The sequence below is a fragment of the Vibrio tubiashii ATCC 19109 genome (assembly GCF_000772105.1).
Lineage (GTDB): Bacteria > Pseudomonadota > Gammaproteobacteria > Enterobacterales > Vibrionaceae > Vibrio > Vibrio tubiashii.
The window spans coordinates 489,897-504,183 of record NZ_CP009355.1 but is presented as its reverse complement, the minus strand read 5'-3'; the positions used below and the strand labels follow the sequence as shown (position 1 = coordinate 504,183).

The following is a 14,287-nucleotide window of genomic DNA, read 5'->3' as shown; positions in this document are numbered from 1 at the left end:
GTCAGATCATTGGAGAGTTATTTACTGCGTCTCCAGCCAACGAAACCTAATAGAGTTAGAAAGGCGAGACCTAGAGAGCCGCCTCCACCTGAACTTGGGTTAAGAAACGAATTCCTTGACGCTTCGGTAGCTTGAACTTTTGGTGTTTCACCACCAGACAGTACAGAGTTTATCCAAGCCTGATGATCTGACACCTCGGTAAAGACAGAATTCGCTGTAATCGTTGGATCACCACAGGTTTGAGGACCAAAGCTAGTCACTCCGACTTGGATAAAACTACCTGAGTCATCCCAGTACAAAGGTCCACCAGAGTCCCCTTGACAAGTCGCATTATCGTATACGACGGTTGCAGCACCTGTCATACACAGATTTGCGCTTGTATTTGCATTTGTATAGACATTGCAATTGGCGTTAGGAACATACTGAAGCTGAGTCCTTTGTAAATTGGTACTAGCGTCTACATTGGTTTGAGTATTGCCATGCCCTACCGCATAAAACACTTGAGTCGGAGACGTTTGCCTATAGTTGCTCTCATTAGCAGGTACAGCTAGGGTCGCGTAGCTAGAGACCGCAGTGATTGGAGAGGCCAACTTTAATATCGCAATATCATTAGCCAGCGTGCTGTGGTTGTAACTGCTTGGGAAATAAATCTCGCTAACCATCACTCGTTGCAGTACTGAATTGGGGAAATCCGTTTCATTCTGCAGTTGTGGAACAACCGAAGTAAACAATTGATACCCCGTCGAGCTGTATATACAGTGAGCCGCTGTCAGCACGTGTTGGCTGTTCAACAGAGTGCCACCACAATAAGGCCCAGAACCATAACGGCCGTCATAATCAATCCTATCGTAGAACAAACTTACAAATGACGGGTGCGTGGTAGCACTAATATTAGAGCCATTAACTATATATGGGCTTATATCTGCACTATAAGCACCAGCCGCCCAAAGGCAAGAAAGCACCACTGAAATCTTTCTCATAATCATTTCCATTCATCAAATCCATTTAATTGTGCAGAATTATACGCATAAAAAACCTCTCCTAAGAGAGGTTTTAACACACGAAGTGTATGATGTCATACAATAATTAGCCGCGGTAATAACGCTGTGGCACAAATGGCATTTTTTCAATTGTCATCGGTAGTTTCTTACCGCGCACATCAGCAAACAATTCTGTACCAATCGCAGCAAGGTCAGCACGTACGTACGCCATTGATACTGGCTTACCTGCGTTAGGACCTGCTGTACCACTGGTTACTACACCGACTTTGTTGTCTTCAGCGTCAAACAGCTCAGCACCTTCGCGCACTGGCGCTTTAGTTTGCCCAACTAAGCCAACACGCTTACGTGAAACATCTTTAGTTTCAATCTGCTTAAGGATGATGTCGGCACCAGGGAAGCCACCTTCACGCTCACCACCTGCTCGGCGGATCTTCTGAATACCCCAAAGTAGGCTTGCTTCTACAGGTGTCGTCGTTGTATCAAGATCGTGTCCGTATAAGCACAGGCCACACTCTAGACGAAGCGAATCACGTGCGCCTAGACCAATCCATTCAACTTCTTCTTCGCCAGTTAGCTTTTGTGCCAACTCTTGCGCATGTGAATTTGGAACTGAGATTTCATAGCCATCTTCACCCGTGTAACCACTGCGGCTAACGATGCATTCAACACCCAAGATCTCAAGCTTCTTCACATCCATAAACAGCATGTCAGCAACTTCGGCATTGAAACGCTTAAGCACATCTACCGCTTTAGGGCCTTGCAGTGCTAGAAGTGCGCGATCATCAATAATCTCTAGCTCAACACCTGATGGTAAATGCGCTTCTAGATGATTGATGTCTTGCTCTTTACATGCTGCATTGACAACAACAAATAGATGGTCGCCTAGATTAGCCACCATTAAGTCATCCATGATGCCGCCTTGCTCATTGGTAAAGAAAGCATAGCGCTGGTTGCCTTGTGGCAAATCAACAATGTCGACAGGAACTAATGACTCAAGGAATGCTGCCGCGCCCTCACCGTGTAAGCGCAGTTGCCCCATGTGCGAAACATCGAACAGACCCGCTGCATCACGCGTATGTAAATGCTCTTTCTTAACACCAAGCTTGTATTGAACAGGCATATCGTAGCCAGCGAAAGGAACCATCTTCGCACCAGCTTCAACGTGCAGTGCGTGTAGAGGGGTTTTAAGTAGTTCTTGAGTCATTGTTGTCTCCATTTAATCAGGTTCGTTTTCCGTTCGAGGAAACCTTGTTTCCAATAATAAACATGAGTGAGGATTTTTTGCACTCTTAACCTAACGATGAACATTCAAAATGTGACATTTAACATCATATTCACAACAAAAAGAAAAAACAAAAACGCCATTTCGGATATAAACCATCCAAAATGGCGCTAAATCATACTCTAACAAAATGAAAGCAAACGGTTGCATTCACTATAGGAAATTCACATTAAATCTACATTATTTCGCAGTGACCCAAAGAATGTGTGCATCTTGTTCACTGGTCGATATCAACATATGACCCATATTTGCATCATAATAAACACTATCGCCTTCATTCATCTCTACGGGTTCGTAGAATTCAGAGTAAAACATCACTGAACCAGATAAGATAAGAAGGAACTCTTCTCCGTCATGTCTGACCCAATCTCCATACTCTTCAAAGTTGCGCGCGTGAACCTGGCTCTTAAAGGGCATCATCTTTTTATTAGATAGTTGTGTCGCCAAAAGTTCATGCTCGTAAGTCGGGGTCGGATGGGGTTTGCCTTGATTCGACTTAGTAATATCTCGACGACCTGTCGCCACCTTTTTTCTAGGTGGCTCAAAGAGTTGCGGCATATCTATCTGTAAGCCCAACGCTAATTTTTGCATTGCTTGGAAGGTCGGCGAAATCTGCTCGTTCTCTATTTTACTTAACGTAGAACGCGCTAATCCGGTGCGCTGACTGGCCTCTTCTAACGTTATCCCAAGCTTGCTACGAATGTCTTTAATTCTCTGGCCAAGCTTTAATGGCTCAATATTCTCGTCCAATGACTCTTTCGCAAGAGTCAAAGATGGATACTCATCATAGATATCTTCGGGCATGCTTCCCTCTACTTATTACTGCGACTTCCTGTTTCATTTTCATTGTGCACGAAGCAGATAGTGGAAGAAAGCGTCGAACAAGAAATAAACCGTGCTCTTGTTAACAAAATTAGAAACCTTGTTTCCAATAGGAAATTTTTGGTTGATTGTTCTTGCTACAACCGCTATGTTACCAACTTGTTAGTTGTAGAGATGTTATTTCCGAGCTCAGTGCTTAACTGTTTTAACGCTCAGTTTCGGTTTTCCCCACCGTTTGGGGTTGGAAATTCACCCTGCTCTTACCTTGTTAAGAGTAGTAATAGAAGTAGAACTAACGAGAATAATGAACGACATAAGAATCTCGTTGGCATGAATGGAAGGTCATCTACCATGAACAAACCGTTTCAAAATCACAGCCTAGAGAATTTTTTCTCTACTAACCTTGCTGCTACTGACGACGCTGTCTTCGCTGGAATCCAAGCGGAATTCACACGTCAAAACGAACAAATTGAACTTATCGCCTCTGAAAACATTGTTTCTAAAGCGGTAATGCAAGCTCAAGGCACTTGCCTAACCAACAAGTACGCAGAAGGCTACCCTGGCCGTCGCTATTACGGTGGCTGTGAACACGTCGATACAGTAGAAGCGATTGCAATCGAACGCGCTAAGCAACTGTTTAAATGTGAATATGTAAACGTTCAGCCACACTCAGGCGCGCAAGCGAATGGCGCTGTGAAACTGGCTCTACTTCAACCTGGTGATACCATCTTAGGTATGTCTCTTGATGCGGGTGGTCACCTTACTCACGGTGCGCGCCCTGCACTATCAGGTAAATGGTTCAATGCAGTTCAATACGGCGTTGACCGTGAAACTCTAGAAATCAACTACGAAGATGTTCGCGCGCTTGCTGTTGAGCATAAGCCAAAAATGATCATCGCAGGTGGTAGTGCCATTCCTCGCACTATCGATTTCGCTAAGTTCCGTGAAATCGCGGATGAAGTTAATGCCATCCTAATGGTTGATATGGCGCACATTGCTGGCCTAATCGCGACAGGTGCACACCCTAGCCCAATTCCACATGCGCATGTTGTTACGACAACAACGCACAAAACACTACGTGGCCCTCGTGGCGGTATGATTCTGACTAACCACGAAGACATCATCAAGAAAATCAACTCAGCAGTGTTCCCTGGCCTTCAAGGTGGCCCTCTAATGCACGTTATCGCTGCAAAAGCGGTTGCATTCGGTGAGGCATTAGGTCCTGAATTTTCAACTTATATCGATTCAGTGATCAATAACGCAAAAGTTCTTGCTGAAGTGTTGCAAACTCGCGGTTGTGACATTGTGACTGGCGGAACAGATACGCACCTAATGTTGGTTGACCTTCGTCCTAAGGGCTTGAAAGGTAACAAAGCTGAAGAAGCATTAGAACGTGCAGGGATCACATGTAACAAAAATGGCATCCCATTCGATTCAGAGAAGCCTATGATTACATCGGGCATCCGTTTGGGTACGCCTGCGGGTACAAGCCGCGGCTTTGGCGCTGAAGAATTCAAACTCATCGGTAATTGGATTGGCGACGTACTAGATGGGCTAGTAGACAACCCTGAAGGTAACGCAGAAGTAGAACAACGCGTTCGCAAAGAAGTGAAAACACTGTGTGCTCGCTTCCCACTTTACCAATAAACAAATTAATCAAAGTTATTTTTTGGAGATTAAGCAATGGACAAAACACTGAAGTTTGCAGATAGCCACGAGTGGGTACGTGACAACGGTGACGGCACAGTAACTATCGGTATTTCAGAGCACGCTCAAGAAATGCTAGGTGACGTAGTATTCGTTGACCTACCTGAAGTAGAAGATGAAATCGAAGCAGGCGATAGCTTCTCTCTGGTTGAATCTGTAAAAGCAGCTTCAGACATCTACGCGCCAATCACTGGTGAAATCGTAGAGATCAACGAAGAACTAGAAGATAGCCCAGAGCTTATTAACGAAGAACCTTTTGAAGGCGGCTGGATTGTTAAAGTGAAGATGTCTGACGCATCTGAACTAGACAACCTTAAAGACGCAGAAGAGTACCTAAACTCAATCGAAGACGAGTAATTAGGAAGATGCAGAAAGCTGCCCCCGACTTGGGTGGCAGCTTTTTTTCTAAGTTCGGACGTATAATTAGATATATCAGTAATGATATCCATTACCCGGACTACGGAGTAGGTAAAGGACAATGACTGAATTACTTCAAAGCCTCAGCACACAAAACGAGTTCGTTGCTCGCCACAACGGCCCAAACAAATCAGACCAACAGAAAATGTTGGAAGCAATCAACGTAGCAAACCTAGATGCGTTGATTGAAGAAACCGTTCCAGCGCAAATTCGCCTAGAAAAACCAATGACTCTTGCGGAAGCAAAAAGCGAAGCAGACATGTTGGTTGCGATGCGTGAGTTTGCCGACCAAAACCAAATTAAGCGTACTTTCATCGGTCAAGGTTACTACAACACCTTCACGCCAAACGTTATCTTACGTAACGTACTTGAAAACCCAGGTTGGTACACAGCATACACGCCTTACCAACCAGAAATTTCTCAAGGTCGTCTAGAAGCGCTACTTAACTTCCAACAGATGGTGATGGACCTAACAGCAATGGACATTGCTAACGCATCACTTCTTGACGAAGCAACGGCGGCTGGCGAAGCGATGACGCTATGTAAGCGTGCTGGTAAGAGCAAGAGTAAAGTCTTCTTTGTAGCAGACGATGTTCACCCTCAAACGCTAGAAGTTGTAAAAACTCGTGCTAAATACATCGGCTTTGATGTTCAAGTAGGCTCACTAGAATCTCTGCCAGAGCAAGACGTGTTTGGTGCACTTGTTCAGTACCCGGGTACAACAGGTGAAGTTCGCGACTTAACGGATATCATTGCAAAAGCGCAAGCAAACAAAACACTGGTTACTGTAGCAACTGATCTTCTTGCATCTGCGCTACTGAAACCTGCTGGTGAAATGGGCGCGGACGTAGTTATCGGCTCAGCTCAGCGCTTTGGTGTTCCTATGGGTTACGGCGGTCCACACGCTGCATTCATGGCAACACGTGATAAACACAAGCGCACTATGCCTGGTCGTGTTATCGGTGTCTCTATCGATACTAACGGTAACCAAGCACTGCGTATGGCAATGCAGACTCGTGAACAGCACATCCGCCGCGAGAAAGCGACATCTAACATCTGTACTGCTCAGGCACTATTAGCCAACATGGCGTCATTCTACGCGGTTTACCACGGCGCAGAAGGATTACGTACGATTGCTCGTCGCACACATCATATGACTGCGATTCTAGCGGCTGGCCTGACTAAGTCTGGTTTCGAGCTCGCTCACAATAGCTTCTTCGATACCATCACTATCAATACTGCTGATAATACTGAAGCGCTATACGCAAAAGCGCAAGCGGCTGATATCAACCTTCGCCTACTTCAAGGCAAGCTAGGTGTGAGTTTAGACGAAACAACGACAACGGATGATATTGAAGCACTATTTGCTGTCTTTGGCGTGAAAGAAGAAGTTAGTACTCTATCTTCAGAGATCGCAGGCAACGAATTTGCAGCGATCCCAGAAGCACTTCGCCGTACGTCTGAGTACCTCACTCACCCAGTATTCAATACTCACCACAGTGAAACGCAGATGATGCGTTACCTGAAACAGCTTGAGAACAAAGACTTCTCGCTAACTCACGGTATGATCCCACTGGGCAGCTGTACAATGAAACTTAACGCAGCCGCTGAAATGATCCCAGTGACTTGGCCAGAATTTGGTTCTATCCACCCATTCGCGCCAATCGAGCAAGCGGCGGGTTACTCAGCGCTAGCGAAAGATCTCAAAGAGAAGCTATGTGAAATCACAGGCTACGATGACTTTTCACTGCAACCTAACTCTGGTGCATCTGGTGAGTACGCAGGTCTTATCGCGATTCAACGCTACCACGATAGCCGTGGCGAAGGTCACCGTAACGTCTGTCTGATCCCAAGCTCAGCGCACGGTACTAACCCAGCGACGGCATCTATGGTGTCAATGAAAGTCGTTGTTGTTAAGTGTGACGACGACGGTAACATCGACATGTCAGACCTAGCAGCCAAGATTGAAAAGCATGCCGATAATCTTTCAAGCATCATGATCACTTACCCTTCTACGCATGGCGTATACGAAGAGCAAGTGAAAGAAGTGTGTGAAATGGTTCATGCGGCTGGCGGCCAGGTTTACCTAGACGGCGCAAACATGAACGCTCAGGTTGGTCTAACCTCTCCTGGCCTGATTGGTTCTGACGTTTCTCACCTTAACCTGCACAAAACCTTCTGTATTCCACACGGTGGTGGCGGTCCGGGTATGGGTCCTATCGGTGTTAAATCTCACCTAGCACCTTTCCTACCGGGTCACATCGAAAACGGTGTCGAAGGTGAAGACTTTGCGGTATCAGCAGCAGACCTTGGTAGTGCCTCTATCCTGCCAATCTCGTGGGCTTACATCGCGATGATGGGTGAAGCGGGTCTAACAGAAGCAACTAAGGTCGCAATCCTTAACGCAAACTACATGATGGAGCGTCTACGCCCTCACTACCCTGTTCTTTACCGTGGTACTAACGGCCGTGTGGCTCACGAATGTATTATTGATATTCGTCCACTGAAAGAAGAAACAGGTATCAGCGAAGAAGATATCGCCAAGCGTCTAATGGACTACGGCTTCCACGCACCAACCATGTCGTTCCCAGTAGCGGGTACGCTGATGGTTGAGCCAACAGAATCTGAAGATCTAGAAGAGATCGATCGTTTCTGCGAAGCGATGATCGCAATCCGCGAAGAAATGGCGAAGGTGAAAAACGGTGAGTGGCCACTAGAAAACAACCCTCTAGTCAACGCACCTCACACGCAAGTAGACCTAGCGAAAGATGAATGGGATCGCCCATACTCTCGCGAACTAGGCTGCTTCCCATCACCTGCTACCAAGTCTTGGAAGTACTGGCCAACAGTAAACCGCGTAGACAACGTATACGGTGACCGTAACTTAATCTGTTCTTGCCCAAGCATCGACAGCTACGAAGACTAAGTTTCTTTACAGTAAGTCAAAGGCGAACCCAATGGTTCGCCTTTTTAGTTTGTCATTATTAAACGCTAAAATTGAAATAGTGACATACTCCTCAGAACGCATAACAATTTTTATCTCTTTAACACTGTTGTCTAATCTGTATATTACATAGATAAAGTTAATGGTATCACCATGAACAACATTCAGTTAGCTAGGAACATTTCTCGACTAAACAAAACAATAAAATCACTTAAAAATAACGAACCCGAGCCTAAATCACTTCTTGAAAGACTATCATTTATTCTCAGAATAATTGGGATTCCTGCGGTTCTTATAGCGGCAATTGTACCAGTTTTTAATTTAGTCGACGCCTCACTAGTTCAAATCAATCAAAGGCATCTAGAAAGCATTTACAATCAAAGAATTAGTGAGTTACTGGAGTCCAAAAATCAAGAATTAGCGACTCAACTCCTAGAGAGTACCAATAATCTTAAAATGGATGATATTTACTTTCAACATTCTCAGTCTAAAGTACTAGTTAAACAGGTGGAAAGTAACGGAATAGAATCGCCTTTGATGCATGAGAAGCTATTAATTCTTGTCAGAAGTCACCTAAAACCTACTTGTTTACTAGATAGTTTTGTATGTTCTCGGTATTTTTTTAGGCATGCTCTTGACAACAAAGAAATTTTTAATGTTGCTAAGATTCTATTAGATCACTACTTGATTAAAAATGATTTATTGAGCTTCGGACAATTGAATGAGTTAATAAATAATAATCAGTTCTTAGTAAACAAGAAGAGTATTCTAGAATTGGAATATTTAAAAGTTGTATTCGGATATAAATCAGACTCTGCGTGGAGAGTGGAACTGCTTAATAAGGTTAGAAGGGAGTTAGTTAATATCGGAACTCTGAATGCTATGGCTTCACTTCACAAGTTAAATGGTTTCATCTTCTCAACCATAGGGCAAGAGGGTAATGCTCTGGTATCTTGGGAAAATGCTAAGGCCCACTTTATTAAATTAGGCAACCTGAAAGAAGCCCTAAGTCATGATAGAAGAATCATTAGCTATCACGCCAATTTAAATCAAGGCTCAAAGACAAGTCGAGATGAAATTGAGTACCTATACAAACAGCATCTACGATTAGCTAAAGAATCAGAAAGCAAACTTTTAATAGCTAGAGCGAACCTTAGCTACGTCGAGTTTATGTCCTACAATATTTTTAAAAAGGGTGAACTATCTAAAGATGATGTTTTTAGATTAGAAGAACGCTTAACTCAAGTAGAAAAATTCATGAAAGATCACACCTACACGTATAACTTAGGTGTAGTAATGCAACTTAAGTCTATGCTGTATAGACATAATAGCGATTATAAAAAAGCAATCGAGCATGGTGAGACGTCACTGAACTACTTTCTAGATCATGGAGAGATAAATAAAGCCATATTCAGCTCGTCTTTCCAAGCTGAATTATATAGGCAACAGTCTGAAATAGAAGCTGCGTTGGATTACTATGTTTCTTCGTTATACCTACTAGAGGTTTCTCTTAATCGAGAGGAAATTGACTCTTATACCTATGTCAGAAATGTAGATTCAATTAATAATAAACTGTCTGAGTTAAGTAATGATGAGGGTATCAAGCTGACTCCTGCACTTAGAAGTCAGCGAGCTCAGTTACAACTAGTCTCACTGGGAACAAGGTTGGACTCTAAAATAGATGAAACTTATATCGAAAAAATATTTACCAAGGCTGGAAACTTATACTCTTTCAATCAAAAATAGAGCAATCATCGTAAGAGTGATTATTAAGTAATTTTTCTCCTGTATTATTGAATATGTTTTGTAAAGAAGAATGGCGAACCCAATGGTTCGCCTTTTTTATTTCATGCCTCACGCTCATCGAGTAAGGGACTACCCTTTCGTTGATTTACCAATCTCTTCAGTTTTGCTTGATGCTGTAGCAGCCCAATGGGGGGCCTTACGCATGCGTTCAAAATACGCGTTGACGTTGGGGTAGGGTTCCCAATCAAAAGGGATGCTTTCTTTAAAAAACTCGACATGCACCATTGCGTAATCCGCCAATGTTATTGCATCACCAACCATGAACAGGCGCCCTTGTAGGTGCTGCTCTAATACTTCAGCAAATCGAACTAGGTTGTGGCTGGCCCAATTAATAACAGCATCATCGCCTTTTATACCCATAAATTTGGGTTTGGCGACGGCTTCTAACGCTAACGTTCCAAAGGCTTGATTGAAATGGGCGAGCTCCCAACATAACCAACGATTGATATCCGCTCTTACTGTTTGATTGTTTGGATATAGGTCATTTGTACCTGAAGTCTCAGCTAAATGCTGAATAATGGCGTTAGATTCCCACAGTGAAATATCACCATCAATAAACGTCGGCACCATGGCATTCGGGTTTAGGCTCAGGTATTGGGGCTGTTTGTGCTCCCCAGAAAACAAATCTAGATACTCTATTTCAATATCTAGCTCTAGATGATTGATCACTGCCAATACTTTACGAGAGTTGGGCGATCCTACAATTGCGTATAGCTTCATGTGTCCTCCTTGAATTTAACTTGTTTTTTGCAAGTAAAATACCCCTAGAAAATTAACTTTCATTTTGCAAGTTAAATTTAAAACGAGTACGATTAATGAATGGTAGATAAAAAAACTAAAGAGTGGTCAGGCTGTCCGGTTCGTTTTGGCATGAGCCAATTCGGAGATAAATGGAGCTTTCTGATTCTTCGAGACTTGATGTTTAAAGGTCGGCATTACTATCAAGAGTTTTTAGAGGCAGGCGAAGGTATCTCTACTAACATCTTGGCGAGCCGACTTGCGGATTTAGAATCAAACGGATTAATCAGTAAAAAACGTGATACTGTTAAGCGTTCTAAGTTCGTCTACACATTGACCGACAAAGGAATAGATTTGCTACCTATGATGCTAGCGATGATCGATTGGTCCGAAAAATACGACACCAAAACCGAAGTTCCTTCTGATTTCATTCGCACACTACGTGAAGAACCTGAACGCTTGCGTCAAAAGTTGCGAGAAGGCTTAACTACAGAATCGAAAAATAATTAAGTGCAACAAAAATGGTTGGACTATTTTTTCATCATACTCGCGAGTTCTGCAAACGGATTGTAGGTCGCCCCTTGATGATCATCTTGACCCGGCTTTATCTCACTGCCATAACGATCATGCTCTAGATATTTACTGTGCTCATGATCGTGGCAGTAAAGACACAGCAGCTCCCAATTGCTTCCATCTTCTGGATTATTTGTATGATCATGATCCTTGTGGTGAACTGTCAACTCACGCAAATTTGAGTAAACAAACTCCCTAGCACAGCTTCCACATACCCAAGGGTAGAGTTTTAACGCTTTTTCCCGATAATCAGCTTCTTTGCGTGCATAGCTAGCACTGGTTCCGTAAAAATCTGAAGACATTTTGCTACCCCATAGGCATTGATTCAGTCAGATGCTAGCATGGACACAGTTGGGAAAAAATGATCAGGCCTAATAAAAAGGGACTGGTGTATCTACCAATCCCTGCTTTTGTCCATAAATTAGTTTGTCGATGACTTAATTTTGAACACTAACACTTTGTTGTATGCGGTCACCATCAGTAAGTCTTGTTGCTCGCCACCAATTTCTAGGTTACTGATATGGTCCGCGTCGATAGCAATGAAGTCAATTTGTTTACCCTGTTTATCAAACACACCAACACCACCATGTGCTGCGACAAAAAGATTGTCGTGAAAATCCACAGCAATACCGTCGACCATAGGCTCAGAACCGGAGGTTGCTTTCACCTGAGCAAACTGAGTTTTATTGCTGATTGATTGATCATTAACATCAAATCGGTATACCCAGCCATCAGAAGTATCGGCAACGTATAACAACGATTCATCAGAAGAAAAAACAATGCCATTGGGTAACTCTAACTCTCCAGTCATCAGCTTTAGATCACCATCTAGATATCGATAAACACCGTTGACGGGTTGTTCTGACTCCGCCTTAGCAGGGCCATAACCTTGGATACCAAATGGAGGATCAGTGAACCAAACGCTTCCATCGCTGTTAACGGTTAGGTCATTTGGGCTATTGAGCAGATTGCCGTTGTATGTCGCGGCAGCAATGACCTTCTCTCCACTTTCCTGACGGTATGACAGTTTTCTATCATGACGGGCTGCCCAAAGGTTGCCCTTCAGATCAATAGCAAGACCATTGGCATAACCAGAGTTATTGTCAAAAACACTCAGCTTACCATCAGGAACATATGAATACGTTTTGTTGTTTGGGATATCACTAAACAAGAAACGTTGGTGTTTTGCATCCCACACGGGGCCTTCAACAAACCCAAAAGAATCACCCACAAGAGTCGGATCACCTTCCACTAAAGAGCTAGCAGAAGCGCCAATCGAGAAGGCGGTGACGGCGGCCATAAACATTAATTTATTCATTTTAAATACCTCTTACTAACTCAGTTGCCTGCGAAGGCCTTAAACGTTTTTCCCGATTCAACTCCTAATACAGATCGAATATAAGATTTGGCTACATCTTTTGCATCGATGGAGTGGAACCCAGGGAAGTAGTCTCCATAAGTACCCAGCGATTCGGTGACGACTGATGGACTTACAACATTTATGCGAATACCACGCGGCAGCTCGTTAGATACTGCTTTTGCGAAATGCTGTATTGCGCCGTTAAGCGTTGCTGCACTAGTGCCATAAGCAATTGGTTGATCAGCGATAATACCGCTTGTCAAAGTGATACTGCCGTTGTCATTCAAATACTCACTAGCAATCTGCGTCAAGTTCACTTGCCCCATAAGTCGGCTATTAATGCCCACATCCCAGTCGTCACGCGATAAGCTTGTGAAAGCGTTCAATGCAACATCTCCAGTAGCACAAATGATTGCGTCCACCTGGCCTATTGATTCAAGTGCCGTGCGAATAGAGCCGGAGGCGGTAATGTCAATCTGGACATCGCCGCTACCTTTGCCGGCTGTGATAACTTCATGTATTTCACCTAGAGCTTCTACAACCTCGCTGCCGATTGTGCCCGATGCACCAATTACAAGAACTTTCATAGTATTTCTCTCCCTTGTGTTTACATTTTGAATCTTAGCTAGTTGAACCCGCGAGAAAAACAACAGAAAATGACCTCACTGTTTACAAAATGGGTCTAATCATGAATTTAACTTATGTACAGACTTTCTTGGCTGTCGCCGAAGAGCAAAGCTTTACCAAAGCAGCGGAAGCGTTAGATGTTTCGAAAGGCTTAGTATCTCGGCATGTACAAAAACTCGAAGAAGCATTGAATTCTAAACTGTTTCATCGAACGACTCGCTCTATCAGCCTGACTGAAGTAGGAGAAGAGTTGTATTCAAAGGCAAAGCAAATTCAGTTACTCGCCACTGAGGCGGAAATGCGTGTAAATGATATGACGCAAGAGGTCACTGGAGACCTAAAGGTAACAGCTCCAATTGAGTTTGGACGTGCTCTTTGTCACCATGTAATCCCTCCCTTTAGACAACAGTACCCGAAGGTTAATTTAATCCTCGATTTCGGCCCCATAAAGAAGAAAATTGAGTCTGGTGATTATGATGTCGCTTTTCGAGCTTATGATGAATTGCCAGGCGATGTTGTAGCAAAAGACTTGGGCTTCATCCGAAATGTACTAGTTTGCAGCGGTAATTATGAAAAAGAGAACAGGGTCGCTGTTATTGAAGATATTCATCAGTGCTCCTTCATTCTTAACAGCCAAAATGAGTGCTGGAATCAATTGGATCTTATCAGAGACGAACAAAGATATAATATTGAAGTAACAGGAAACCTTCGCTCTAATACATACAGTTCGATATTAGAGTTAGCACTACAGGGAATGGGGGTTGCTAGTTTGCCATATTATCAAGTCGAAGACCTTATTAAGGGTGGCAAACTTGTCCACGTTCTTCCTGAGTGGTCTGTAAAGGCTCAAAAGCTAAGTCTCATATATGCACAGCGGCGAGTTACCCCCAAGAAACTGGTCACTTTTAATCTTGCTGTAAAACAATGGTTGGAGTCTAAAAACTCATACATGATATAGGGGTAGATTAATAAAGGCTAGCCTCCACAGTACTCAGTTAGCAGGTAAAAAT

At 43.5% G+C, this 14,287-nt stretch carries 13 protein-coding genes; 6 read left to right on the top strand and 7 right to left on the bottom strand.

What is annotated here, in order from left to right:
- Window positions 1–17 precede the first annotated feature (17 nt).
- The 3 genes from IX91_RS17360 to IX91_RS17350 form a co-directional block, all read right to left on the bottom strand.
- Entirely contained in the window at window positions 18–980 is a 963-nt protein-coding gene (locus IX91_RS17360; RefSeq protein WP_236642959.1) for a S1 family peptidase, read from the bottom strand.
- Between the two features lie 106 nt (window positions 981–1,086).
- Window positions 1,087–2,205 (bottom strand): glycine cleavage system aminomethyltransferase GcvT, encoded by a 1,119-nt coding sequence (gene gcvT / locus IX91_RS17355; RefSeq protein WP_004744044.1) that lies wholly within the window; start codon window positions 2,203–2,205, stop codon window positions 1,087–1,089.
- Between the two features lie 258 nt (window positions 2,206–2,463).
- Window positions 2,464–3,087 carry a helix-turn-helix domain-containing protein gene (locus tag IX91_RS17350; protein WP_004744043.1) on the bottom strand — a complete coding sequence of 208 codons (624 nt, stop codon included), beginning with the start codon at window positions 3,085–3,087 and terminating at the stop codon, window positions 2,464–2,466.
- A gap of 369 nt (window positions 3,088–3,456) precedes the next feature.
- On the opposite strand from IX91_RS17350, the gene IX91_RS17345 reads away from it, so the two are divergent.
- From IX91_RS17345 to IX91_RS17330, 4 genes are all read left to right on the top strand, one after another.
- Window positions 3,457–4,752 carry a serine hydroxymethyltransferase gene (locus IX91_RS17345; RefSeq protein ID WP_004744042.1) on the top strand — a complete coding sequence of 432 codons (1,296 nt, stop codon included), beginning with the start codon at window positions 3,457–3,459 and terminating at the stop codon, window positions 4,750–4,752.
- 36 nt (window positions 4,753–4,788) lie between these two features.
- A complete protein-coding gene (gene gcvH / locus IX91_RS17340; RefSeq protein WP_004744041.1) occupies window positions 4,789–5,169 on the top strand; it encodes a glycine cleavage system protein GcvH in 381 nt (126 codons plus the stop codon).
- 121 nt (window positions 5,170–5,290) lie between these two features.
- Window positions 5,291–8,155, top strand: a complete 2,865-nt coding sequence (gene gcvP / locus IX91_RS17335) for an aminomethyl-transferring glycine dehydrogenase (RefSeq protein WP_004744039.1) — start codon at window positions 5,291–5,293, stop codon at window positions 8,153–8,155.
- A gap of 171 nt (window positions 8,156–8,326) precedes the next feature.
- Complete coding sequence (locus IX91_RS17330; protein ID WP_004744038.1) at window positions 8,327–9,919, top strand: hypothetical protein; 1,593 nt, start codon at window positions 8,327–8,329, stop codon at window positions 9,917–9,919.
- A gap of 129 nt (window positions 9,920–10,048) precedes the next feature.
- Here IX91_RS17330 and IX91_RS17325 read toward each other — a convergent pair whose 3' ends face one another.
- A complete protein-coding gene (locus tag IX91_RS17325; RefSeq protein WP_004744037.1) occupies window positions 10,049–10,699 on the bottom strand; it encodes a glutathione S-transferase family protein in 651 nt (216 codons plus the stop codon).
- A gap of 99 nt (window positions 10,700–10,798) precedes the next feature.
- On the opposite strand from IX91_RS17325, the gene IX91_RS17320 reads away from it, so the two are divergent.
- Window positions 10,799–11,227: a winged helix-turn-helix transcriptional regulator gene (locus IX91_RS17320; protein ID WP_004744036.1), complete on the top strand. Its 429-nt coding sequence runs from the start codon at window positions 10,799–10,801 to the stop codon at window positions 11,225–11,227.
- Window positions 11,228–11,247: 20 nt separating this feature from the next.
- On the opposite strand, the gene IX91_RS17315 is transcribed toward IX91_RS17320, so the two are convergent.
- From IX91_RS17315 to IX91_RS17305, 3 genes are all read right to left on the bottom strand, one after another.
- Window positions 11,248–11,592, bottom strand: a complete 345-nt coding sequence (locus IX91_RS17315; protein WP_004744035.1) for a YajD family HNH nuclease — start codon at window positions 11,590–11,592, stop codon at window positions 11,248–11,250.
- A gap of 119 nt (window positions 11,593–11,711) precedes the next feature.
- Entirely contained in the window at window positions 11,712–12,608 is an 897-nt protein-coding gene (locus IX91_RS17310; protein ID WP_004744034.1) for an SMP-30/gluconolactonase/LRE family protein, read from the bottom strand.
- 20 nt (window positions 12,609–12,628) lie between these two features.
- Window positions 12,629–13,237 carry a short chain dehydrogenase gene (locus IX91_RS17305; RefSeq protein WP_004744033.1) on the bottom strand — a complete coding sequence of 203 codons (609 nt, stop codon included), beginning with the start codon at window positions 13,235–13,237 and terminating at the stop codon, window positions 12,629–12,631.
- A gap of 101 nt (window positions 13,238–13,338) precedes the next feature.
- Between IX91_RS17305 and IX91_RS17300 the strand changes: the two genes are divergently transcribed.
- Window positions 13,339–14,235: a LysR family transcriptional regulator gene (locus IX91_RS17300; RefSeq protein WP_004744032.1), complete on the top strand. Its 897-nt coding sequence runs from the start codon at window positions 13,339–13,341 to the stop codon at window positions 14,233–14,235.
- Window positions 14,236–14,287: the final 52 nt, after the last annotated feature.

Bases quoted from the DNA above. Each gene is read 5' to 3' on its own strand.
- IX91_RS17360 (WP_236642959.1), bottom strand. From the start codon at position 980: ATGAGAAAGATTTCAGTGGTGCTTTCTTGCCTTTGGGCGGCTGGTGCT.
- IX91_RS17325 (WP_004744037.1), bottom strand. From the start codon at position 10,699: ATGAAGCTATACGCAATTGTAGGATCGCCCAACTCTCGTAAAGTATTG.
- gcvT (WP_004744044.1), bottom strand. From the start codon at position 2,205: ATGACTCAAGAACTACTTAAAACCCCTCTACACGCACTGCACGTTGAA.
- gcvH (WP_004744041.1), top strand. From the start codon at position 4,789: ATGGACAAAACACTGAAGTTTGCAGATAGCCACGAGTGGGTACGTGAC.
- IX91_RS17310 (WP_004744034.1), bottom strand. From the start codon at position 12,608: ATGAATAAATTAATGTTTATGGCCGCCGTCACCGCCTTCTCGATTGGC.
- IX91_RS17300 (WP_004744032.1), top strand. From the start codon at position 13,339: ATGAATTTAACTTATGTACAGACTTTCTTGGCTGTCGCCGAAGAGCAA.
- IX91_RS17320 (WP_004744036.1), top strand. From the start codon at position 10,799: ATGGTAGATAAAAAAACTAAAGAGTGGTCAGGCTGTCCGGTTCGTTTT.
- IX91_RS17330 (WP_004744038.1), top strand. From the start codon at position 8,327: ATGAACAACATTCAGTTAGCTAGGAACATTTCTCGACTAAACAAAACA.
- IX91_RS17345 (WP_004744042.1), top strand. From the start codon at position 3,457: ATGAACAAACCGTTTCAAAATCACAGCCTAGAGAATTTTTTCTCTACT.
- gcvP (WP_004744039.1), top strand. From the start codon at position 5,291: ATGACTGAATTACTTCAAAGCCTCAGCACACAAAACGAGTTCGTTGCT.
- IX91_RS17305 (WP_004744033.1), bottom strand. From the start codon at position 13,237: ATGAAAGTTCTTGTAATTGGTGCATCGGGCACAATCGGCAGCGAGGTT.
- IX91_RS17350 (WP_004744043.1), bottom strand. From the start codon at position 3,087: ATGCCCGAAGATATCTATGATGAGTATCCATCTTTGACTCTTGCGAAA.
- IX91_RS17315 (WP_004744035.1), bottom strand. From the start codon at position 11,592: ATGTCTTCAGATTTTTACGGAACCAGTGCTAGCTATGCACGCAAAGAA.